Origin of the sequence: Streptomyces sp. NPDC050085, from assembly GCF_044460595.1 — a bacterium.
GTDB lineage: Bacteria > Actinomycetota > Actinomycetes > Streptomycetales > Streptomycetaceae > Streptomyces.
Genome location: NZ_JBITJZ010000017.1, coordinates 103,859 through 124,962 on the forward strand (window position 1 = coordinate 103,859; position 21,104 = coordinate 124,962).

Below are 21,104 nucleotides of genomic sequence, written 5' to 3' on the forward strand. Positions count from 1 at the left end.
GAAGGGCGATCGACGGGACGCAGTCCCGTGCCCACGACCGAGACGATCAGAACCCGTGCCGGTACCCACCGTCGACGGGCAGCATGACCCCGGTCAGATACGAAGCAGCGGGCGACAGGAAGAACGCGGCGGCCCGGCCGAACTCCGCCGGGGTCCCGTACCGCCGCAGCGGAATCCGCGACTCGTTGGCCACCCGGGTCGCCGCCGGGTCGGCCGAAAGCCCGTCGAGCTCGCGGACGCGATCCGTGTCGATGCGGGCCGGAAGCAGGCCCACCACCCGGATCCCGCGCGGACCCAGCTCGTCCGCGAGGGACTTGGCGAACCCGGCGAGCCCGGGCCGCAGGCCGTTCGAGATGGTGAGCCCGGGGATCGGCTCGTGCACGGAGCCGGACAGCACGAACCCGATGACACCGCCCTCGCCGAGCTCGGCCGCGGCCGTCCGGGCCAGGCGGACCGCGCCCAGGAACACCGACTCGAAGGCCGACTGCCACTGCTCGTCGGTGTTGTCGGCGACGAGCCCAGGCGCGGGCCCGCCCACACTGACGAGTACGCCGTCGAAGCCGCCGAACTGCTCGCGCGCGACCGCGATCAGTCGCTCGGCGACCCGCGGATCGGCGTTGTCGGCGGCGACCCCGAACGCGTTCGGGCCGAGCGCGGCCGCCGCGTCCTTGACCTTCTGCTCGTCGCGTCCGGTGATGACGACCTTCGCGCCGTCGGCGACGAGCTCGCGCGCGGCGGCGTTGCCCAGGCCCCGGGTGGCGCCGGTGACTACGTAGACACGGTCCTTCAGTCCAAGATCCATGGCCCCTATCCTGCCTCTCCGTCCGCGCCCGCGCCGAACAGGGTCAGCGCGCTGGTCACCAGGCCGATGTGGCTGAAGGCCTGCGGGAAGTTGCCGAGCTGGCACCCGGAGACGGGGTCGTACTCCTCGGCCAGCAGACCCACGTCGTTGCGCAGCGCCACGAGCCGCTCGAACAGCTCCCGCGCCTCCTTCGCGCGCCCCGTCATGTGCAGCGCGTCGACCAGCCAGAACGAGCAGACGAGGAACGTGCCCTCCTGCCCCGGCAGGCCGTCGACCGTGTGGTGGTCGGTGCTGTAGCGGCGTACGAGACCGTCGTGCGCCAGCTCGTCGCGCACCGCGGCGACCGTGCCGATCACCCGCGGGTCGTCCGGCGGCAGGAAGCCCACGCGGGGGATGAGCAGCGTCGCCGCGTCGAGTTCCGTGGAGCCGTAGTACTGCGTGAACGTGCCGCGCTCGGCGTCGTAGCCGCGGTCGCACACGTCCTGGTGGATGGCTTCGCGCAGCTTGCGCAGCCGGTCGAGGTCGCCGGGCAGCTGCGGATGGTCCTCCAGGGCGCGCACGGTGCGGTCGGCGGCGACCCACGCCATGACCTTCGAGTGCACGAAGTGGCGGCGCGGCCCGCGCACCTCCCACAGCCCCTCGTCGGGCTGCTGCCACGCGTCGTGCAGGAAGTCCAGGAGTGCCAACTGCAGCCGCCAGGCGTGGGGTTGGTCGGGGAGCCCGGCGTGGCGGGCCAGTGCGAGGGTGTCGACGACCTCGCCGTACACGTCGAGCTGCAGCTGGCGTACGGCGTCGTTCCCCGCGCGGACGGGGCGTGAGTCGCGAAAGCCCGCCAGCCAGTCCAGCTCCTGTTCGGGCAGCCGCCGCTCGCCCGCGAGGCCGTACATGATCTGCAGCTTCGCGGGATCACCGGCGGCCGCGCGCAGCAGCCAGTCGCGCCAGGCCTCGGCCTCCTCCAGATATCCGGCCGAGAGCAGCGCGTTCAGGGTGAGGGTGGAGTCGCGCAGCCAGCAGTAGCGGTAGTCCCAGTTGCGTACGCCGCCGATCTCCTCCGGGAGCGAGGTGGTGGGCGCCGCGACCATGCCGCCGGTCGGCGCGTACGTGAGCGCCTTGAGGGTCAGCAGGGAGCGGAGCACGGCGTCCCGGTGCGGGCCCTGGTAGCTGCACCGCTGCGACCAGGCCTGCCAGTCCTCCAGGCTGTTGCGCAGCGACTCGTGCGGGTCGACGAGGCGGGGCCGCGGCTCGTGCGAGGGGTGCCAGGTCAGTACGAAGGCGACGCTCTCGCCCGCCTCGACGGTGAACTCGGAGTGCGTGCCGAACGACTCGCCCCAGGTCCGCACCTCGGGCTCGCTGCGCAGCCACGCGGAGTCGGGGCCCGCGACGCCGACGCGGTGTCCGTCGCAGCGGCGCACCCAGGGCACGACGTGGCCGTAGTCGAACCGCAGGCGCAGGGTGCCGCGCATCGTGACGCGGCCGCTCACCCCCTCGACGATCCGTACGAGATCGGGTGCTTTGTCCCGCTGTGGCATGAAGTCGGTGACGCGGACGCTGCCTTCGCCGGTCTCCCACTCGGTGTCGAGCACGAGCGAACCGGGCCGGTAGGCGCGCCGGGTGCAGTCACCGGCGTCCTTCGGGGCCAGCCGCCAGTGCCCGTTCTCCTCGTCGCCGAGCAGCGCGGCGAAACAGGCCGGTGAGTCGAAGCGGGGCAGGCAGAGCCAGTCGACGGAGCCGTCCCGGCCGACCAGGGCCGCGGTCTGTTCGTCGCCGATGAGGGCGTAGTCCTCGATGTGTGGGTGCACGCGGTGCGGGTTCCCGGCGGTCGGGCGCGGCAATCACGACGCCGCCGCCGGACGGGTCACACGGCGGCGGGCGCGCTCTCCTGCGCGGCCTGCTCCGACTCCGCCTTCCGGCGGCGGTCGCGCAGCTCGCGGCGGACCAGGATCACCCAGCCGGCCGGGACCGCCGCGGAGAACAGCCACCACTGGTACGCGTACGCGAAGTTCAGCGCGGAGTCCTCCTTGCCCGGCTTGCCCATCAGCTCCGGGGTGTTGCCCTTCGGGTCGGGGGCGGTCTGCGCGACGTACCCGCCGAGCACCTGCCGGTCGAGCCGGTCCGCCTGCTGCTTGCTGTTGATCAGCATGATCTGGCGGTCGGGCAGGCCCTTGAGGTTCTTGATGCCGCTGGCCGCGGTCGTCTCGTCGGGCATCAGCCGCCCGGTGACGGTGACCTCGCCCGCGGGCGGTGCGGGGATCTTGGGGAAGGTGGACTGGTCGGTGTCGTCGTCCGGGATCCAGCCCCGGTTGACCAGCATGACCTTGCCGTCGGCAAGGACGAACGGGGTCAGCACGTGATAGCCGACCTCGTCGTTGGAGTTCGTGCGGCGGCGCACGACGACCTCGTCGTCGGTGTCGAAGCGGCCCGTCGCCGTCACGGAGTGGTACCGCTCGCCGCTGGTGACGGTGTGCCCCGGCTTCGTCAGCGTCTCGACGGGCACGGGCTTGGCGTTCAACGCGTCGGAGACCAGCTGGTTCCGGGCGGCGCGCTCCTCGTAGCGGTGCATCTGCCAGATGCCCAGCCGGATCATCGTGGGGATGAGGACGAGGGCCAGCAGGGTGAGGATCACCCATTGCCGGGTCAACAGGAAGCGGTACACCCCATTGACGGTACTCGGCATGGTTCGGCCCCCTGCGGGAGGGTCCCGAGGGGGCCTGGTGCCGGCCTGGTCCTGGCCTGGTCCTGGCCTGGTCGAGTCCGGGCGGTCCGGTCCGGCGCGGCGGCGGTCAGACCTTGTCGACGATGCCCACCTTCCCCTCCGCGCGCGAGCAGTGCGCCCCGCAGAACCAGTGGCCGTCGACCTCGACGCCCTGCCCGATGATGCGCGAGCGGCAGTGCTCGCAGATGGGCGCCATGCGGTGGATGGCGCAGGAGAAGCAGTCGAAGACGTGCACCGCGCCCTGCGCGTGCACCTCGAAGGACATGCCGTAGTCGTTTCCGCAAACCTCACATCGTGCCATGCGCCACAGGGTGAGTGCCCGGGCGCCGCCTGGCGAGCGGGCACGGGGCGAGTCGCCCCGCAATCACCCGTCCGCAGGGACCACGTGGCTCAGCAGCTGGCCGAACGCCGCCTCGTCCACGATCGGCGTCCCGAACTGCTTCGCCTTCACGGCCTTCGACGTGTACGAGTCGGGGTCATTGGTCACCAGCAGACTCGTCAGCCGCGACAGGCTCGTCGCCACGTGAAGGCCCGCGTCGACCGCACGGTCCTCGAGCAGCTCCCGCTCGACCGAGGTGTCCCCGGAGAACGCGACGCGCATGCCCTGCTTGAGCGGTTTGCCCGGTTCGTAACGGCCGGGATTCGGATACGGGCACGCGGGCCGCTTCCGCGAGGGGCGCCAACTGCCGCCGCCCCCGCCGCCGCCCCGGTACGGGGACGACTGCGGCTGCCGCGGCACGGCGGAGTCCGCCCACTCGGTGAGCGGACGGCATTCGAGCAGCGGAAGCCGCACGCCCTCCGCGGCCGCCGCGCGCAGGCTCGGGCGGAACGCCTCCGCGAGCACGCGCGCGTCGTCGAGCGCGTGGTGCGCGCGCTCCTGGACGACGCCGAAGTGCGCGGCCAGGGACTCCAACTTGTGGTTGGGCAGCGGCAGGCCGAGCTCCTTGGAGAGCGCGATGGTGCACAGCCGCTGGCGGACCGGCGCCGTGCGCTGCGCGCGCGCGTACTCGCGGGCGATCATCGACCAGTCGAAGACCGCGTTGTGCGCGACCAGGACGCGGCCGTCCAGACGCGCGGCGAACTCCTCGGCGATCTCCGGGAACAGCGGCGCCCCTTCGAGGACGTCCGTCGTCAGGCCGTGGATCCACACCGGGCCCGGATCGCGCTCCGGATTGACCAGCGTGTACCAGTGGTCCTCGACCTCGCCCTGCGCGTCGAGACGGTAGACGGCAGCCGAAATTATCCGGTCGTCCCTGGAGAGACCCGTGGTCTCCACGTCGACGACCGCGTATCCCTGCGGATACGCGGCCGGCCAAGGGGCTGCGGATGCGGCGGTCGTACGGTCTTCGAGCATGGTCCCTGAGGATACGGGCCCGCACTGACACTCCGGTCGCCGCCCGGCCCATAAGGGCATCGGCGTCCTGCCGCCGTCCTGCCGCCGTCCTGCCCTCAGGGGCAAGTGCCCGGCTCCAGGAGGGACTTCACCAAGGCTCGTACCGATGTGGTGAAGATCCGCTCCGGGTCCACCGGCGCGGCGAGCGCCCGGGCCAGGGCCCGGTCGTCCTCGGCGGAGCGCGCGTCCCAGAGCTCTTCCTCGGCCGGGCGCTGCACGGGTGCCCGCTCGCGGTTGCGCTCGACCAGGACGTGCCCGACGACGTGGAACTGCACCGCGCGCACGGCCTCGGCGGCCCGGGCGCCGCGCAGCCCCGCCGCGTGCACCTCGTGCACGAGCACCTGTTGGGCGGGCAGGAACATCCGCTCGGTCAGGCCCCGCTCGTGCACCATCGCCACCAGGTGCGGATGCGCGCGCAGCTGGCGGCGCAGCGTCCGGGCGACGGAGGCGACGCGCTCGGCCGGGGTGGTTCCGCGCGGCCGGATCTCGCCGAGCTCGGCGACCGTGCGCTCCACGAGGGCGTCGAGCAGCGACTCGCGGTTGCCGACGTGCCAGTAGATCGAGGTGACGGCCGTGCCCAGTTCGGCCGCGAGCTTGCGCATCGTCAGCGCCTGCGGGCCGTGCTGCTTGACCAGGTCCGCCGCGGCGTCGAGCACCTCGTCGCGGGTGAGCGGTGCGCGCGCCATCCGTCGCCCCTTCGAAGACAGGATCCCAACTCCCGTACGTGCACGTGTCTTTACCCTTCATCGCCACCGGTGTAACTGTGTTACAGGCGCCGAGCGAACACCCCCGAAACGTCACGGACGAAGGGCGGTACGACATGGCACGCGTACGGTACGGAGCGCGCACCGAGGCGGAGATCGCCGCCGCGCGCACCGCGAGCAGCAAGCTTCCCGACATCTGGTCCACCGGCGTGGTCGCCGTGTGGGAGTCCGACCCGGACGCGGTCGCGGCGGTGCTCCCGCCGCCGCTGAAGCCGACCGCACGACCTCTGGTACGGGTCAACATCAGCAAGGTCGACCTGCCCGGCTACCCCCTGGGCGCGGGCTCGGTCGCGGTCGCCGCCGAGCACGGCGGCGTCGAGGGCTGGTACCCGCTGGTCATGCCGATGACCCACGAGCGGGCCCTGATCGGCGGCCGCGAGGTGTTCGGCGAGCCGAAGAAGCTCGGCGACGTCACCGTGGAGCGCGACAACCTCGTGGTGCGCGCGGCCCTCGGCCGGCACGGCATCGAGTTCGTCGAGGTGCGCGGCGCGGTCAGCGGCAGCCTGCCGCTGCCGGAGCCGGCGCAGAAGACGGACTTCTACTTCAAGTTCCTTCCCGCGGTGGACGGTTCGGGCTTCGACGCCGACCCGGTGCTCGTGCACTGCGTACGCAACGAGAAGGTCAGGAAGCTGGAACGGATCACCGGCGACGTGGTCCTGCGGGAGTCGATGTACGACCCGGTCGCCGACCTTCCCGTGCGGACGCTGGTGGAGATCACCATCGGCGAGAAGACCACCGACCAGAAGGGCAGGGTCGTCGAGCGCGTCAGCGCCCAGGCCCTGCTCCCGTACATCCACCAGCGCTACGACGACCCGCAGCAGATCCTCGACGGCCCGCCCGAGGGGAGCGCCTGATGCGGCTCGAGGCGGGGCAGGTCGCCGTCGTTACGGGCGCGGCGAGCGGCATCGGGCTCGCCATGGCGCGCCGGTTCGCGGCCGACGGCCTGAAGGTCGTGCTCGCCGACGTCGAGAAGGGCGCCCTGGAGAGCGCCGCCGAAGGGCTGCGGGCGGACGGTGCGACCGTGCACGCGCGCGTGGTCGACGTCGGCGAGCGCGAGCAGGTGATGGCGCTCGCCGAGGACACGTACGCGACGTTCGGCGGCTGCCACGTGCTGTGCAACAACGCGGGCGTCGGCTCGGGCGCCGAGGGCCGCATGTGGGAGCACGAACCCAACGACTGGAAGTGGGCGTTCAACGTCAACGTGTGGGGTGTCTTCCACGGCATCCAGGCGTTCGTGCCCCGCATGATCGCGAGCGGCGAGCCGGGGCACATCGTCAACACCTCCTCCGGGGACGGCGGCATCGCGCCGTTGCCGACCGCGTCCGTGTACGCCGTCACGAAGGCGGCCGTCGTGACGATGACCGAGTCGCTGTACGCGCATCTGAAGGCGGAGCACGCGCGCGTGGGTGCGTCGGTGCTCTTCCCCGGCCCCCACATGCTGCGCACGGGCCTGTGGGAGTCGCACCGCAACCGGCCCGACAGGTTCGCCAAGGAGCGGCCCCGCAAGACGCCCTACCGCAGCCTCGACCAGTGGGAGGCCGCCATGAAGGAGGCCGGTCAGGAGATCGAGTTCACGCCCGTCGAGCAGGTCGCGGACCTGGTCGCCGACGGCATCGCCGCGGACCGGTTCTGGCTGCTGCCCGAGAGCGAGCACAGCGACCGGCAGATCCGGGCGCGCTCGCAGTCGATGCTGGACCGGGCGAACCCGGCGTACCTGGAGAGCTTCATTCTCGACTGAGACCGACTGAGGACTGACTGAGGGACGACATTCGATGACGGCTCAGCAGAACAACGACCCGTACCTGATCATCTCCTCCGACTGCCACGCCGGACTGCCCACCGAGGAGTACCGGCCCTATCTGGACAGCCGTTTCCACCGCGCCTTCGACGACTTCCTCGGTGAGCGGGACAAGCGCCGCGAGGAGGCGACGCGGCTCGGCATCCGCAACGACGCGTTCGCCGCCAAGTGGTTCGCCGACAACGAGGAGGGCCTGCGCGGCGGCTGGGACGCCGCACAGCGCCTGAAGGAGCTCGACGGCGACGGGGTGGCCGCCGAGGTCGTCTTCCCCGACGCGGACGCCGTGGACAGCCAGACGGCGGCCCCCTTCGGGGTGGGCCTCGGCCTCTCCGGCGACCAGGACCCCGAACTCGGCATGGCGGGCGCCCAGGCGCACAACCGCTGGCTCGCCGAGTTCGTCGGGCAGAACCCCGAACGGCATTGCGGCGTCGCCCTGTTGCCGATCACGGCGGAGCCCGACAAGGTCGTCGCCGAGGTGCACCGCGCCAAGGAGTCGGGGCTCGGCGCCCTGATGATCCCCTCCATGTGGGTCGACCACGACCCGTACCACGCGAGGCGCTACGACCCCGTGTGGGCGGCGGCCGCCGAGTGCCAGATGCCGGTGGTGACGCATTCAGGTGCGGCGCCGCGCCACGAGTACGGCGACCATCTAGGCATCTACGTCAGCGAAGTGACGTGGTGGCCCGCACGGCCCCTCTGGTTCCTCCTGTGGTCCGGTGTCTTCGAGCGGCACCCGGGCCTGAAGTTCGGCGTCGCCGAGTCGGGCTGCTGGTGGCTGCCGAACCTGCTGTGGTTCATGGACCGCCTCTACCTGGGCGCCCACGGCGGCAAGAAGCTGTCCCCCTTCGCGGAGTTGAAGCGCCCGCCGCACGAGTACCTGGACCGGCAGGTCTTCATCTGCGCCACCAACACCAAGCGCCGCGAACTCGCCCAGCGCTACGAGATCGGCGTCGACAACATCCTGTGGGGCAGCGACTTCCCGCACCCCGAAGGGACCTGGCCCGACACGCGCGCGTGGCTGAAGAAGACCTTCCACGACATCCCGGTCTCCGAGACGCGGCGCATGCTGGGTCTCGCGGCCGCGGACGTCTTCGGCTTCGACACCGAGAAGCTGGCGCCGCTCGCGGCCCGGATCGGCCCGACGCCGGCCGACCTCGGCCAGGACGCCGACCAGAGCGCCGTGGAGGCCTCCTGGGCGCGCTCGCGCGACGTGGGCCGGCACTGGCTGACCGACCACGACTTCCCGACGCTTGGGGTGACGCCATGAGTCCCTCGCACAGTCCTTCTCCCGACAGGTACACGGTGATCTCCGCGGACTGCCACGCGGGCGCCGATCTCCTCGACTACAAGCCGTACTTGGAGGCGAAGCACCACGACGCCTTCGACGCGTGGGCGGCCACGTACGTCAACCCGTACGAGGACCTGCTCGCCGACACCGCCGACCGCAACTGGAACTCGGACCGCCGCATCGCGGAACTCGAGCAGGACGGCATCGTCGCCGAGGTGGTCTTTCCCAACACCATTCCGCCGTTCTTCCCCTCCAACTCCCTGATGGCGCCCGCGCCGACGCGCGAGGAGTTCGAGCAGCGCTGGGCGGGACTGCGGGCCCACAACCGGTGGGCGGCGGACTTCTGCGCCGCCGCTCCCGGCCGCAGGGCGGGCACCTTCCAGATCCTGCTCAACGACGTCGACGTGGCCGTGGAGGAGATCCGCTGGGCACATGAAGCGGGCCTGAAGGGCGGCCTGTTGCTGCCCGGTACGCCCCCGGGCTCGGGCCTGCCCGAGCTGTACTCGGCGACGTACGACCCGATCTGGCAGGTCTGCGCGGAGCTCGGCGTCCCCGTCAACCACCACGCGGGCTCGGCATCGCCGCCGCTCGGCGAGGAACCCGCGGCCCGCGCGGTCTTCATGGTCGAGACGACCTGGTTCTCGCACCGCGCCCTGTGGCACCTCGTCTTCGGCGGCGCCTTCCGCAAGCACCCGGACCTGAAGCTGGTCCTCACGGAGCAGGGATCGGGCTGGATCCCCGGCGTGCTCGACATGCTGGACTACTACCACGGCCGTCTCGTGCGCGCCGCCACGAAGGCGAACACCGCGGAGTCCAAGTTCGGTGCGGGGCTTGCCGATTCGATGGGCAAGGGCCCCTCCACGGTGTGGCAGGAGAACTGCTACGTGGGCGCGAGTTTCATGCGCCCCCACGAGGTGCCCCTGCGGGACCGCATCGGCCTCGACAAGATCATGTGGGGGAGCGACTACCCGCACGACGAGGGCACGTACCCGTACACCCGCGAAGGCCTCCGCATCGCCTACGCGGGCCTGCCCCGCGAGGAGATCGCCGCGATGGTCGGCGGCAATGCCGCCCGCGTCTACGGCTTCGACCTCGACCTGCTCGACCCGATCGCGGCCCGGGTCGGCCCGACCGTCGCCGAGATCGACGAGCCGCTGAAGGAGCCGCCCGCCGACGCGACGAGCCCGGTGTTCGCGCCGGGGGCGTCGGTACGGGTCTGGTGACATCGGTACGGGTCTGGTGACAGCGGGACCCGGCCGTTGACCCGGGGCTTGTCCGACCCCTGTGGCATCCTGATCCACACGTGGTGGTGACGGAGGTCACAGGGGAGGTCGGGGGCATGGGGGACATCAGGCGCGCGTTGGTCATCGCGGTCCCGCGGTACGAACTGCCCGAGGAATTCCCGGACTTGACGGGCGCGGTGCACAAGGACGCGGAGCACCTGGGCGCCGCGCTGCAGACGTCCGGCTTCACCGTCGAGCTGCTCGGACTCGCCCCCGACAAGCCCGCGAGCCGCTCCAGGATCCGGAGCGCGATCAGCCGGATCTGCTGCACCGCGCCGCAGGACGCGACGGTCCTGATCCACTTCACCGGCCACGGCCTGTCCCTCGACGGGGCGGACCATCTGGTGCCGTGCGACGCCCAGTTGAGCTGGGTCGACGATCCCCCCGAGGTGGACGGCGACACCCTGATCGGGCTCGATCTCACGTCCTTGCTGAAGGGCTGTCAGGCCGGCACCGTCCTGCTCACCGTCGACGCCTGCCGTGATCCGGCCCGGCCCGAGAGCGGCTCGCACGGGGGCCCCGCCACCAACTTCCCCTCGTGGCGGGACCGGGTGGCGGTGCTGTTCGGGTGCGGCCCCGGCCAGTTGTGCGGCTCCGACGAGCACGAGGGCAGCCACTTCACCAGGGCCCTGGCCGAGGCCCTGCACGCGGACACCTCCCCGAGGACGGTGGCCGACGTCATCGCGTACACCACCGCCCGCACCACCGAACTCGCCCGCGGCGCACGGCACGAGCAGACGCCGACCGCGCACTACGCCCCGAGCGGACCGGACGCCATCGCCCGCGTCGAGTTGTGCGCGGGCCGCATGCTCCAGGAGAGCTGGCGGGCCGCCGTCCAGGACCCGCAGCTGTGGGCCGCGGTGCAGGGCACCGAGCTCCGCAAGGAGCACGTGCGCAAGGCGCTCGACCGGCTCGTCACCGAGTGCGCGCGCTGGAGCGCCGGGGTGCGCGCGCAGGTGACCGACCCGTGGGCCGACGACGACTATCCCGTACGCGTGCTGAAGCAGGGGCTGCGGCCGTTGCTGGCACCGTCGCAGACGGAAGGGGGCCCGCTGCTGGACGCCGGGGAGTTCGCGGCCCTCGCGGCAGCGGCCTTCGTACGGGACGCGGTCCGCGCCATGGGCATCAAGGAGACCCTCGCCGCCGACCCCTTCCACCTCGACCCGGCCCACGGGCGAGAAGGGCGGCGCCCCGAGCGCGTCGGCCTGGAGCACACCTTCGCGGCCCACGCGCTGGCCTGGCGCAAAGGGCGCGAACTCGCGGACCGGGAGCGCCACGACGAGGCCACCGCCGTCGCCGCGTGGCTCATGCACCGCCACGTCAGCGGCAAGGAGGACCTGTGGGGCACGTACGCCCCGCAGCTCCTGGCCCCGCTGGCCGCGGTGCTGCTCGGGGACGACGCGGCGCCCGCGCGCAGCGGTGAGCTGACCGACGAACTGACGCAGGTCTGCCGCCACCTCGGCATCGTCCCGCCCCGGCCGTCCGACGACGGGGACGCGCTCGAACCGAGGTGGCGCATCGACGGGCTCGTCACCAGCGGCGCCCCGGGCTGCGCGCAGGGTGAGGCGGAGCGCTGGCGCCCGCGCGCCCTGTCCTGGCTGGTCTCCGTGGCCGGACTGCTCGGCGCCGACCTGACGGAGCTGCCCGGCGTGCTGGTCGACAGCGTCGGCGTCACGGACGGACTCCTCCCCGGCCAGGCCGTCTCCGGCATCCGGGCGCTGAACTGGATGAGGGACCCGTACTCGCGCGCCCTCGACCTCGACCTGCAGTGCCCGCACCCCGCGGTGCACGCCGCCCTGGAGACGCTGGCCGGGTGGGCCGACGAGGCGATCCAGCGGATCCGGGGGCACGCCGGTTCCGCGCTCCTCGCCGACCTGCCGGCCCATCTGCCCGAGCGCATCACCTGCCATCGGCTGCGGCCCGAGTACGACCCGGTGAGCCGGACGGACGCGTACGGCACGCCCCTCATGCGCTTCGGCCTCGCCGAGGACGAGATGCGCGAGCTGCTGATGGGCACGCAGCTGTACGGCGATCGCCGGGTCGCCCTGCGGGAGTTGTTCCAGAACGCGCTCGACGCGTGCCGCTACCGGCAGGCCCGGCTGCGCTACGGCCGGGCCGCGCGGGACATCCCGTACGGCTGGCAGGGCACGATCGTCTTCCGCGAGGGCGCCGACCCCGACGGGCGGCGCTACGTGGAGGTGGAGGACAACGGCGTGGGGATGGGCCGCGCCACGCTCCGCGGCACGTTCGCCCGCGCGGGCCGCCGCTTCGAGCAGTCCCGCGCCTACCGGCAGGAACAGGCACGCTGGCGCCGCGCCGACCCCGACCTCGGCATCTACCCCAACAGCCGGTTCGGGATCGGTGTGTTCAGCTACTTCATGCTGGCCGACGAGCTGCGGATCGAGACCCGGGCCACGGACGAGTTCGGCCGCGCCGAGTCCGGCCGGGGCCTGCACGTGGACGTCGCCTCGTCCGGCAGCCTGTTCCGGATCAGGGACCGCGCCGAGGTGCTGCCGGACGGGGGCACGCGCGTACGCCTCTACCTCCAGGGCGAACCCGTGGACGTGGCCGAGGAGTTGGCCCGCATGGTGTGGCGCTCGGACTTTGAGATGCGGGTCGAGCGCGACGGGGAGTGCGTGCGGCGCTGGGAGCCGGACCGGCTGTACTACCGGGGGGACGGGGAGCTGCCCGTGCGGGCCGGGCGGGACGTCTGGTGGGTGCCCGGTGAGGGGGAGTTGCTGGCGGACGGGATCGCGGTGACCGCGCTGAAGGAGCCGGACGACTCGGAGTCCGCCTTCTTGCGCCGGAACCGGGGCGATCTGCCGGCTTGGCCGGGCACCAGCGAGACGGACCGGATCCAGCTGCCCCACGGCTGCGTGATCGACCTCCGAGAGGGCCACGCACCGGAACTCAGCACCAACCGGGAACGCGTCCTTTCGTACGACCAGGAGTACGCCGCCGGGATCGTCGGCCAGGCGTGCGCCGATTCCGACCTGCCGGACTGGATGTCCCTGGAGTGGCTGTGGAAGTTCGGCAGGGCCGAGCCGGGCGGTGCGGTGCGGATCGCCGAGCGGCTCCTGGCCGTCGACGCCCAGGTGCGCTCCAATCTGACCTGGGCCAGGTCGGTCACGGTGCCCTTCCGCCGGGTCGGATACGTGGGGGTGGACCGCGGGCTGACCGCGGAGCGGCGCAGCAGCGCCCGGATCGACCATCTGATGGCCTGGCGGGCCGCGGTCCTGCGGGACGCCGGACTGATGCCCGCCAAATGGTGGGACCAACTGCCACTGCCGCGCACCGCGGCAGGTTATCCCCGGCCGGGCGTCGTGCCGGGCCTGCACGGGTGGATCGCGTCGAACTGCCTCGTGTGGACCGAACTGCCGCCGGCCGACGAGCCGTTCTCCCTGGGGGAGTTCCTCAGGCGGATCCGGAAGTACACCGTGCTGGACGTGGTGCTGCCGGAGGTCGGGGACCTGGACGCGGCGTACGCCGTGCGCTTCGACGCCGTCGACCGCGGCCTCGTGGGCAGGGGCGAGCGCGGCGGGCTCCTCACCGAGTTGTTCGAGCGTGCGGCGCGCGCGGGCGCCGCGTACGCGGACGGGCCGCTCGAGGTGCTGCTGAGGTTCACCGCGGAGCCGCGGATCGCACTGCCGGAGGCCGTGGCGCGAGCCCGTCGGCTTGCCTCTGCGGGGTTCCTGATGGACGTACCGGACGAGGTGGCACCCGCTCCGGAGGGCGAATTCGTCGACCCCGCGGACATCGAAGTGCTGCGCTGGCACCCGCGGTTCGCGCCCCGCGACGCGGACGCGCGGTACACCAGGCCGCCGGGCGAGCGGCCCTCCGACGCCGACTACCGGCGGGTGGTCGCCAAGCACGCGTGGCTCGGCCTCTCCGACGAACCGGCGATCGATCCTCCCGCGCCCGCACCCGAGCAGCCGGGACGCCGGTGGAAGGAGCCGCCGGAGCACCCGAGGGCGCAGCGCGCGCTGGCCACGATGGGCATCGAGACGTACGTGCACAGCAAGACGATCTCCCTGGCCGCGATGGTCGTGTACGCGGACAGGGCATCGCTGACCGTGCGGGAGATGATCGACCAGTACGGGTGGGCCTTCGAGGCCCGTGGCCTGCTGCTCGCGGACCCCGGAGCGGCGGCGACCAGGGAGTTCACCCGGCTGGAGATCGAGCTGCTGAGCAAGGAGGGGGGCACCTACGGCATCGGCATGGAGTGGATGTCGCGCCGCGCCCCGCTGCCGCTCCTCGCGATGGCGCTCAGGGTGCGACAGGTCGGCGCCGAGGACGGATTGGTCGCCGAGGCCCTCGCTTCGCTGGCGGAGGCCGGGCTGGTGCCGCGGGCCGCCGCCGGTCTGGTGTCCGCCTGGCGGGGTCTCGCGCAGAGCGACATGGACCTGGTGACCGTGCACGTGGGATACGCGAAGCACGTCGATTTCGGCGACGGTCTGGACCCCATGTATCTCATTCCGCCGGTCGACAGGATGCTGTTCGACTGGAAGTACGCGTTGATGATGGCGGCGCTGACCGACCGGGCCATGGGCGAGGTCGCCGAGCGGCTCGCCGCACTCGGTCCGCTCCTGGGTTTCGAGGTGGCCCTCGCCCCCGACGGGATGCGTCAATTCGCCGATGTGAGGCCGTCGATGGTCGATGTCGAGACGTGCATCGCGCGCGAGTGGGGCAGCGCGGCGGAGGAGAGGTACGTGTGGCGGGAGCGCCCTGCCATCACCGCCCTCCTGCTGCACGCCCGTCGTGAACGCTGCACGTTGGGGGAGAGCCTGCACTCCGTCAGTCGCTTCGCCCCCCTCGGCGCCCCCTGGCGCGACGTGGACGACAACGGGGACTGGCGCGGCCTTCGCCCCACCCCGCACGACAGCGCCATGTTCGGGGACGACCTGCTCGGCGACCGGCCCGTCACTCCGATCGATCTGCTGCGCGTGGCGGCCCGCTTCGGCTGGTCGATGCGGGACGCCTGGGACCGGGTCGCGCTCTATCGCCCGCTCGGCGTTCAACTCCTGGTCAAGAAGACCGAGTTGGAGGAAGTCCCCGGCTGGCGGGAGCTGATCGTCCTCAGCAGGTTCTTCACCGGGCGGGCACCCGCGGTGGAGGGCGTGGTCACCGAGCAGCACGTGGCCGTCGCCGCCCGGGAGGTCGGCGAGAGCACCGCCTGGGTGTACGGGCAACTCGCCAAGTACGCCGCGATGTTCGGGCTCACCCTGCCCGAGCGGTGCCCGGCGGAGCCGGCGCCGACGCCGGTGGGCCGGCTCTTCGGGGAGGACTTCGGGGAGGGCGCGGACACCGGTATGGAGGAGCAGCGGCATGTCTCATGACCTCACCCCGTTCCAGGAGCGGGAGTTGGCCGTCGACGGGGCCTTCGAGGTCCGGCGTTCCGAGGACGGCCGCTGGTACACGGTCACCGGGGCGTGCCCGATGTGCCGGGCCACGAGTGTGTTCCGCGTCGCGCACGGCGTGCTCGGCCCGGTCAAGGGATGGCGCCGGCGCCGGGCCGAGCCGGAGCCGCTGACCGGGGCGATCACCGTGTTCTGCCAATGCGGCTTCCCGCACCCGGACCGCCCGCCGGAGTCCCCCGACACGGGGTGCGGGGCCTTCTGGGACGTGCCGGTGCCGCCGCCCGCGGCGCCCGGGCAGGGTGGGGCGGGCGCATGACCGACCTGACCAAGAAGCGGTTCGCCCAGTTCGGGCAGCAGCTCCAGCTCGATCAACTCACCGCGGCGCGGCGGCAGGCGGAGGGCTGGCGCAACGGTCTCGCCGGGCTCACCGGACTCGTCGGCGCCGTCTTCGTGATCAAGGGGCGGGAGTCCGTCGCCGGGCTGCCGCCGGGGTGGCGCTGGTGCACCGCGGCCCTGCTCGTCGGCGCCTTCGCCCTGCTGCTCGGGGGCGCCCTGAGCGCGGTGCGGGCCGCGCACGGACGGCCGGGCGCACAGGTCTGGCTGACGGGCGACCGGCTCTTCGCCGCGGTGCTGGACGAGGTCGAGGGAACCCATGCCGCACTGGCGACCGCACGCCGCCTGTCGGTCGCAGGACTGTGCGCCGTCGTCGTCGCGGTCGCGGTCACCTGGGTCGGGCCCGCCGAGGCCGAGAAGGCGCCCGGCGGGACGAAGGGCGACACGGCGTACGTACGCGTCACCACCGTCGGCGGCCGGACCGCTTGCGGGGAGTTCGTCCTGAGCGACCCGCACGGGGTGACGCTCCGCAAGAGCGGCGACGCCGTGCGCAGGATCGCCGCACGCGACATACGAACGGTCGTGCCGGTCGCCTCCTGCTGAGCGCACGGGATGCCATGCTCGCCCCGTGACAGATCCTCAAGGTCCCCAAGGTCCCAAGGCACCCAGGCCATCTCAGAAATCCCCACCACCCCAATCACCCCAATCACCCCAACCATCCCAACCATCCCAACCATCCCAACCATCTCGAGAATCCCAGGCGTCCCAGGCGCCGACCGTTCACGACGAGACCCACGGCGGCACGCTCGGCTCGCGCCTCAACTGGCTGCGCGCTGCCGTCCTCGGTGCCAACGACGGCGTGGTCTCCACCGCGGGCCTCGTCGTCGGTGTCGCCGGGGCCACCGACGACCGCTCGGCCCTGCTCACCGCCGGGCTCGCCGGGCTGCTCGCCGGGTCGATGTCCATGGCCGCCGGCGAGTACGTCTCGGTGTCGACGCAGCGCGACTCCGAGAAGGCCGCGCTCGCGATGGAGAAGCGGGAGCTGCGCGAGCAGCCCGAGGCCGAACTCGAGGAGCTCACCGAGCTGTTGGAGGCGCGCGGGCTCAGCCGCGACGTGGCCCGCGAGGCCGCCGAGCAGCTCACGGAGCGGGATGCGCTGCGGGCCCACGCGCGCATGGAGCTCGGCATCGACCCCGACGACCTCACCAACCCCTGGCACGCGGCCTGGGCCAGTTTCTTCGCGTTCACCGCGGGCGCCCTGCTGCCCCTGCTCGCCATCGTGCTGCCGCCGTCCGGCCTGCGGGTGCCCGTCACGGTCGTCTCGGTCCTGGTCGCCCTCGCGTGCACGGGCTGGGGCAGCGCACGGATGGGAAGCGCCGCGGTGCGCCCGGCGGTGTGGCGCAACGTGGGCGGGGGAGCGCTCGCCATGGCGGTCACGTACGCGGCGGGATCTTTGTTGGGAGCCACCGGAATCTGACCCCCTACCCCCGGTAATACTTGTCGGTAACAACGTCTAGCCGGGGCCCCTTCCGCGCCCGTACGGTGCACGCATGTCGTCGCCGAACCTGCCCGATGTCGTGCTGTGGTCGATCCCCGCCTTCGTGCTGCTCACCGTTGTCGAGATCGTGTCCGTGCGGATCCATCCCGACGAGGACGCCGCCGGGTACGAGACCAAGGACGCGGCGACCAGCATCACCATGGGCCTGGGCAGCCTCGTCTTCGACTTCCTGTGGAAGATCCCGATCGTGGCGATCTACACGGCGGTCTACGAACTGACGCCGCTGCGCGTGCCCGTGCACTGGTGGACGGTCCCGCTGATGCTGCTCGCGCAGGACTTCTTCTACTACTGGTCGCACCGCGGACACCACGTCATCCGCATCCTGTGGGCGTGCCACGTGGTGCACCACTCCAGCCGCAGGTTCAACCTGTCGACCGCGCTGCGCCAGCCCTGGACGAGCCTCACCGTCTGGCCGTTCTACCTGCCGCTCATCGCGTGCGGCGTGCACCCGGCGGCCCTCGCGTTCTGCTCGTCGGCCAACCTCGTCTACCAGTTCTGGATCCACACCGAGCGCATCGACAAGATGTGGCGCCCCTTCGAGTACGTCTTCAACACGCCCTCCCACCACCGTGTCCACCACGCCTCCCAAGGCGGCTACCTGGACCGGAACTTCGGCGGCATCCTGATCGTCTGGGACCGGCTCTTCCGGTCGTGGGTCCCCGAGGTCGAGCGTCCCGTCTTCGGGCTCACCAAGAACATCAGCACCTACAACCCGCTGCGCGTCGCCACCCACGAGTACGCCGCCATCGCCAAGGACCTGAAAGCGGCGACCAGTTGGCGCGAGCGGGCCGGACGCGTCTTCCGCGGGCCGGGATGGCAGCCGGAGCCCGCGAGCGCCCCCAGTACCCCGCAGAAGGTCGCCGAGGGCGCCGCGTGACCCTCTCCCGGGCGCTGCGCACCGGCTTCCTCGCCGTGTGCGCCGCCGACCTCGTCGCGCTCCTCGCCGGGGCCGACACGGCACACACGGTCCTCAAGCCGCTGCTCATGCCCGCCCTGATCGCCTACGTGGTCACGCGCGGCGGGCCCCGACTGCTGTGCGCCGCGCTGCTGTTGGGGTGGGGCGGCGACGTCCTGCTCCTCTTCGACCAGGACACCGCGTTCCTCGCCGGGATGGGCTCCTTCGCCGCCGGCCACATCTGCTACCTCGTCCTCTTCAAGAGGTACGGCCTCAAGAAGTACGGCCTCAAGCGGTACGGCGCACCACGCGCGCGTGGTGCGATGCTCGGCGCCGCGTACGGCGTCGCCCTCGTCACCACCGTCGCCGCGCTCTGGCCCGATCTGCCGGGCGACATGCGCGGTCCCGTCGCCGCCTACAGCGTGCTGCTGACGTGCATGGCGTACGGGGCGTCCCGGCTGGGTGCGACGGCGGGCGTCGGCGGCGCGCTCTTCCTGCTCTCGGACTCGCTCATCGCGATGGGCGTCGCGGACTGGCCGGCCCTGCCGCGCCCCGACTTCTGGATCATGCTCACCTACGTAGCGGCGCAGTACCTGCTGGCCCAGGGGGTGCTCGATGAGCGGTCCCGGGCGCAGGCGGCGTACCGTGAAGAGCGCGCCGAGACCCGGCGCACCCCTCACTGACCTGCATCGACTGCACTGATCCGCACGAAGGAACAGCACCATGCGCGCCACCACCATCCACGCCCCGTTCGACATGCGGGTGGAGGACGTCCCCGAACCCGTCGTCGTGCTGCCCACCGACGCCGTCGTGCGCGTCCTGCGCGCGTGCATCTGCGGCAGCGACCTGTGGGCCTACCGGGGCGAGGCCGCGCGTCAGCCGGGGCAGCGCATCGGGCACGAGTTCCTCGGCATCGTCGAGGAGACCGGCCCCGAGGTGACCGGCGTCAAGCGCGGCGACCTGGTGGTCGCACCCTTCATGTGGTCGGACGGCGTGTGCGACTACTGCCGCGAGGGCCTGACCACCTCCTGCGAGCACGGCGGTTTCTGGGGCGCGGTCGGCTACGACGGCGGACAGGGCGAGGCCGTGCGCGTCCCGTACGCCGACGGCACGCTCGTCCAGCTGCCCGCCGACGCCGCCTCCGACGACCACCTGCTGTCCGCCCTCCTGACGCTCTCCGACGTGATGGGCACCGGCCACCACGCGGCCGTCGGCGCGGGCGTGCGCAAGGGCGCGACGGTCGCCGTCGTGGGGGACGGCGCGGTGGGCCTGTGCGGCGTCCTCGCGGCCAAGCGCCTGGGCGCCGAGCGGATCATCGCGCTCGGCCGCCACCAGGTGCGTACGGACATCGCACGACGCTTCGGCGCCACCGACGTAGTCGCCGAGCGCGGTGACGCGGCCGTCGAGGCGATCCGCGAACTCACCGGAGGCCAGGGCGCGCACGCCGTGATCGAGGCCGTCGGCACCGAGCAGTCCATGAAGACGGCCGTGAACATCACCCGGGACGGCGGCGCCATCGGCTTCGTGGGCGTCCCGCACGGCAGCGGCACGGGCCTCGACCTGAGCGTCATGTTCGACCGGAACATCGCGCTGCGCGGCGGCGTCGCCCCCGTCCGCAGCTACATCCCGGAGCTGCTGCCCGACGTCCTGGATGGCACGATCGACCCGTCGCCCGTCTTCGACATGACGGTCGGCATCGAGGGCGTACCGGACGGCTACAAGGCGATGGACGAGCGCACCGCCCTGAAGGTCATGATCACCAACTAGCCGCCCGGGCACGGCCGTTACCAGCGGATCGGCAACGGCACTGCCGTCAGCACCGCCGACACCGCCACGACGACCGCGAGCACCACGACCTCCGCGCGCGCGGGAACGTACGCGGTCGTGCGGTCCCGCGCCCCGCGCAGCCGCAGCCGCGCCCCCAGAGCGAGCACCGCGACGACGGCCACGAGCAGCACCTTCGCCAACAGGGTGCGCCCATAGGCCGTCGTCGTGAGCTGGTCGACCACGGTGCTCGTGGGCATCCTGCGCAGCGTGCTGCACACCCCCGTCGCGGTGATCGCGGCGAGCAGAACGGCGGCCACGCGCGCGTAGAGACCGAGCAGCGCCGTGCCCGCTTCGGGAGCCGTCGTCCGCCAGGCCCGCAGGGTGCGCAGCACGTACAGCAGACCGCCCACCCACAAGGCGGCGCACGTCAGATGGACGAGCGTGAGCCCCGAGCCGACGAGCGGGCTGTCCTCGACCGGTGGATGCGCGCGCAGCGCCTCCGCGACGACCACCGCGGCCAGCGGCAGCAGCGCGCTCGCCGGACGGGCCGAGCGCGCGCACAGCGCGGCCACCAGGAAGGCGTTCACCTCGAGGAGCGCGAGCGTGCCGTCGCGCGTCCCGTACAGGCCGCCGATGTCCAGCTCGCCGAGGCTGTGCGGGACCAGGTTCCCCGAGGCCACCACGGCCGCGAGCCCGAGCGCGGCCCCGAACCCCGCCCACGGCGCGTACGCCGACCAGGTCCGCGGCGGCTGCTCCAGCGGGGCCACCTTGCGTGCGAGGAACCCCGCGAACAGCTCGCCCGCGTGCACGCACAACGCCCCGAACAGGACGCCCCGCAGCAGCGCGATCCCCCCGACGCCGGGCGCCGCGGCCTCTCCCGTGCCTTCCAGCGCCGCCCGCGGCCCCAGCAGGGGGATCAGCGCGGCGGCGGCGACGAGCACGAGGACGGCGGCGGCCCGCCCGGCGCCGGGTCTGTGGGCGGGCACGTCCGCCTCGGCCGGGGCGGACAGCTCAGTGGTCGGCGGTATGGAACTCACGGTCGGATCCTCACCAGTGGGCACAGACCGGGGCAAGTGCGCAGGGACAACTGGAGCAAAGGGATCCGGACATACCCGGGCCGGACGCGACATACGCGGGCCTCACGACATGGAGG

General features: G+C 72.3%; 18 protein-coding genes. 11 read left to right on the top strand and 7 right to left on the bottom strand.

From position 1 onward, the window contains the following. Window positions 1-46 precede the first annotated feature (46 nt). From ACIBUY_RS37615 to ACIBUY_RS37640, 6 genes are all read right to left on the bottom strand, one after another. Window positions 47-802, bottom strand: a complete 756-nt coding sequence (locus ACIBUY_RS37615; RefSeq protein ID WP_365570756.1) for an SDR family oxidoreductase — start codon at window positions 800-802, stop codon at window positions 47-49. 5 nt (window positions 803-807) lie between these two features. Beyond that, entirely contained in the window at window positions 808-2,601 is a 1,794-nt protein-coding gene (locus ACIBUY_RS37620; RefSeq protein ID WP_365570753.1) for a glycoside hydrolase family 15 protein, read from the bottom strand. Between the two features lie 56 nt (window positions 2,602-2,657). Continuing rightward, complete coding sequence (locus tag ACIBUY_RS37625) at window positions 2,658-3,455, bottom strand: SURF1 family protein (protein ID WP_365570955.1); 798 nt, start codon at window positions 3,453-3,455, stop codon at window positions 2,658-2,660. A 127-nt stretch (window positions 3,456-3,582) separates the two neighbouring features. Beyond that, a complete protein-coding gene (locus tag ACIBUY_RS37630; RefSeq protein ID WP_365570751.1) occupies window positions 3,583-3,816 on the bottom strand; it encodes a hypothetical protein in 234 nt (77 codons plus the stop codon). A 63-nt stretch (window positions 3,817-3,879) separates the two neighbouring features. Beyond that, complete coding sequence (locus ACIBUY_RS37635; protein ID WP_365570748.1) at window positions 3,880-4,869, bottom strand: DEDDh family exonuclease; 990 nt, start codon at window positions 4,867-4,869, stop codon at window positions 3,880-3,882. 95 nt (window positions 4,870-4,964) lie between these two features. After that, window positions 4,965-5,594 carry a TetR family transcriptional regulator gene (locus ACIBUY_RS37640; protein ID WP_365570745.1) on the bottom strand — a complete coding sequence of 210 codons (630 nt, stop codon included), beginning with the start codon at window positions 5,592-5,594 and terminating at the stop codon, window positions 4,965-4,967. A 134-nt stretch (window positions 5,595-5,728) separates the two neighbouring features. On the opposite strand from ACIBUY_RS37640, the gene ACIBUY_RS37645 reads away from it, so the two are divergent. The 11 genes from ACIBUY_RS37645 to ACIBUY_RS37695 all read left to right on the top strand — a co-directional run bounded on the left by ACIBUY_RS37645 (window position 5,729) and on the right by ACIBUY_RS37695 (window position 19,951). After that, complete coding sequence (locus ACIBUY_RS37645) at window positions 5,729-6,526, top strand: acetoacetate decarboxylase family protein (protein WP_365570742.1); 798 nt, start codon at window positions 5,729-5,731, stop codon at window positions 6,524-6,526. Beyond that, on the top strand, window positions 6,526-7,410 hold the full coding sequence (locus ACIBUY_RS37650) for an SDR family NAD(P)-dependent oxidoreductase (RefSeq protein ID WP_365570739.1): 885 nt from the start codon (window positions 6,526-6,528) through the stop codon (window positions 7,408-7,410). Before ACIBUY_RS37645 ends, ACIBUY_RS37650 begins: the two co-directional genes overlap by 1 nt. A 34-nt stretch (window positions 7,411-7,444) precedes the next feature. Further along, window positions 7,445-8,737, top strand: a complete 1,293-nt coding sequence (locus ACIBUY_RS37655; protein ID WP_399155042.1) for an amidohydrolase family protein — start codon at window positions 7,445-7,447, stop codon at window positions 8,735-8,737. Continuing rightward, window positions 8,734-9,981 carry an amidohydrolase family protein gene (locus ACIBUY_RS37660; RefSeq protein ID WP_365570733.1) on the top strand — a complete coding sequence of 416 codons (1,248 nt, stop codon included), beginning with the start codon at window positions 8,734-8,736 and terminating at the stop codon, window positions 9,979-9,981. Before ACIBUY_RS37655 ends, ACIBUY_RS37660 begins: the two co-directional genes overlap by 4 nt. Before the next feature lie 116 nt (window positions 9,982-10,097). Continuing rightward, on the top strand, window positions 10,098-15,377 hold the full coding sequence (locus ACIBUY_RS37665; protein WP_399155043.1) for a caspase family protein: 5,280 nt from the start codon (window positions 10,098-10,100) through the stop codon (window positions 15,375-15,377). After that, complete coding sequence (locus ACIBUY_RS37670) at window positions 15,367-15,714, top strand: hypothetical protein (protein WP_365570727.1); 348 nt, start codon at window positions 15,367-15,369, stop codon at window positions 15,712-15,714. The genes ACIBUY_RS37665 and ACIBUY_RS37670 overlap by 11 nt, the downstream gene beginning before the upstream one ends. Then, entirely contained in the window at window positions 15,711-16,334 is a 624-nt protein-coding gene (locus ACIBUY_RS37675) for a hypothetical protein (protein WP_365570724.1), read from the top strand. Before ACIBUY_RS37670 ends, ACIBUY_RS37675 begins: the two co-directional genes overlap by 4 nt. A gap of 223 nt (window positions 16,335-16,557) precedes the next feature. Beyond that, the gene (locus ACIBUY_RS37680; protein ID WP_365570952.1) at window positions 16,558-17,208 is read left to right on the top strand and encodes a VIT family protein; all 651 of its coding nucleotides are present in this window, start codon (window positions 16,558-16,560) and stop codon (window positions 17,206-17,208) included. A gap of 73 nt (window positions 17,209-17,281) precedes the next feature. Continuing rightward, window positions 17,282-18,166, top strand: a complete 885-nt coding sequence (locus tag ACIBUY_RS37685; RefSeq protein WP_365570721.1) for a sterol desaturase family protein — start codon at window positions 17,282-17,284, stop codon at window positions 18,164-18,166. Beyond that, window positions 18,163-18,867 carry a lysoplasmalogenase gene (locus tag ACIBUY_RS37690; RefSeq protein ID WP_399155044.1) on the top strand — a complete coding sequence of 235 codons (705 nt, stop codon included), beginning with the start codon at window positions 18,163-18,165 and terminating at the stop codon, window positions 18,865-18,867. The genes ACIBUY_RS37685 and ACIBUY_RS37690 overlap by 4 nt, the downstream gene beginning before the upstream one ends. Window positions 18,868-18,907: 40 nt before the next feature. Beyond that, window positions 18,908-19,951, top strand: coding sequence for a zinc-dependent alcohol dehydrogenase family protein (locus ACIBUY_RS37695; protein ID WP_365570715.1), 1,044 nt, complete (start codon window positions 18,908-18,910; stop codon window positions 19,949-19,951). Window positions 19,952-19,968: 17 nt separating this feature from the next. On the opposite strand, the gene ACIBUY_RS37700 is transcribed toward ACIBUY_RS37695, so the two are convergent. Continuing rightward, window positions 19,969-20,988, bottom strand: coding sequence for a CopD family protein (locus ACIBUY_RS37700; protein ID WP_399155045.1), 1,020 nt, complete (start codon window positions 20,986-20,988; stop codon window positions 19,969-19,971). Window positions 20,989-21,104: the final 116 nt, after the last annotated feature.

Coding starts and splice junctions, on each gene's coding strand:
- ACIBUY_RS37615 (WP_365570756.1), bottom strand. CDS start 802: ATGGATCTTGGACTGAAGGACCGTGTCTACGTAGTCACCGGCGCCACC.
- ACIBUY_RS37630 (WP_365570751.1), bottom strand. CDS start 3,816: ATGGCACGATGTGAGGTTTGCGGAAACGACTACGGCATGTCCTTCGAG.
- ACIBUY_RS37635 (WP_365570748.1), bottom strand. CDS start 4,869: ATGCTCGAAGACCGTACGACCGCCGCATCCGCAGCCCCTTGGCCGGCC.
- ACIBUY_RS37640 (WP_365570745.1), bottom strand. CDS start 5,594: ATGGCGCGCGCACCGCTCACCCGCGACGAGGTGCTCGACGCCGCGGCG.
- ACIBUY_RS37645 (WP_365570742.1), top strand. CDS start 5,729: ATGGCACGCGTACGGTACGGAGCGCGCACCGAGGCGGAGATCGCCGCC.
- ACIBUY_RS37650 (WP_365570739.1), top strand. CDS start 6,526: ATGCGGCTCGAGGCGGGGCAGGTCGCCGTCGTTACGGGCGCGGCGAGC.
- ACIBUY_RS37655 (WP_399155042.1), top strand. CDS start 7,445: ATGACGGCTCAGCAGAACAACGACCCGTACCTGATCATCTCCTCCGAC.
- ACIBUY_RS37660 (WP_365570733.1), top strand. CDS start 8,734: ATGAGTCCCTCGCACAGTCCTTCTCCCGACAGGTACACGGTGATCTCC.
- ACIBUY_RS37665 (WP_399155043.1), top strand. CDS start 10,098: ATGGGGGACATCAGGCGCGCGTTGGTCATCGCGGTCCCGCGGTACGAA.
- ACIBUY_RS37670 (WP_365570727.1), top strand. CDS start 15,367: ATGTCTCATGACCTCACCCCGTTCCAGGAGCGGGAGTTGGCCGTCGAC.
- ACIBUY_RS37675 (WP_365570724.1), top strand. CDS start 15,711: ATGACCGACCTGACCAAGAAGCGGTTCGCCCAGTTCGGGCAGCAGCTC.
- ACIBUY_RS37685 (WP_365570721.1), top strand. CDS start 17,282: ATGTCGTCGCCGAACCTGCCCGATGTCGTGCTGTGGTCGATCCCCGCC.
- ACIBUY_RS37695 (WP_365570715.1), top strand. CDS start 18,908: ATGCGCGCCACCACCATCCACGCCCCGTTCGACATGCGGGTGGAGGAC.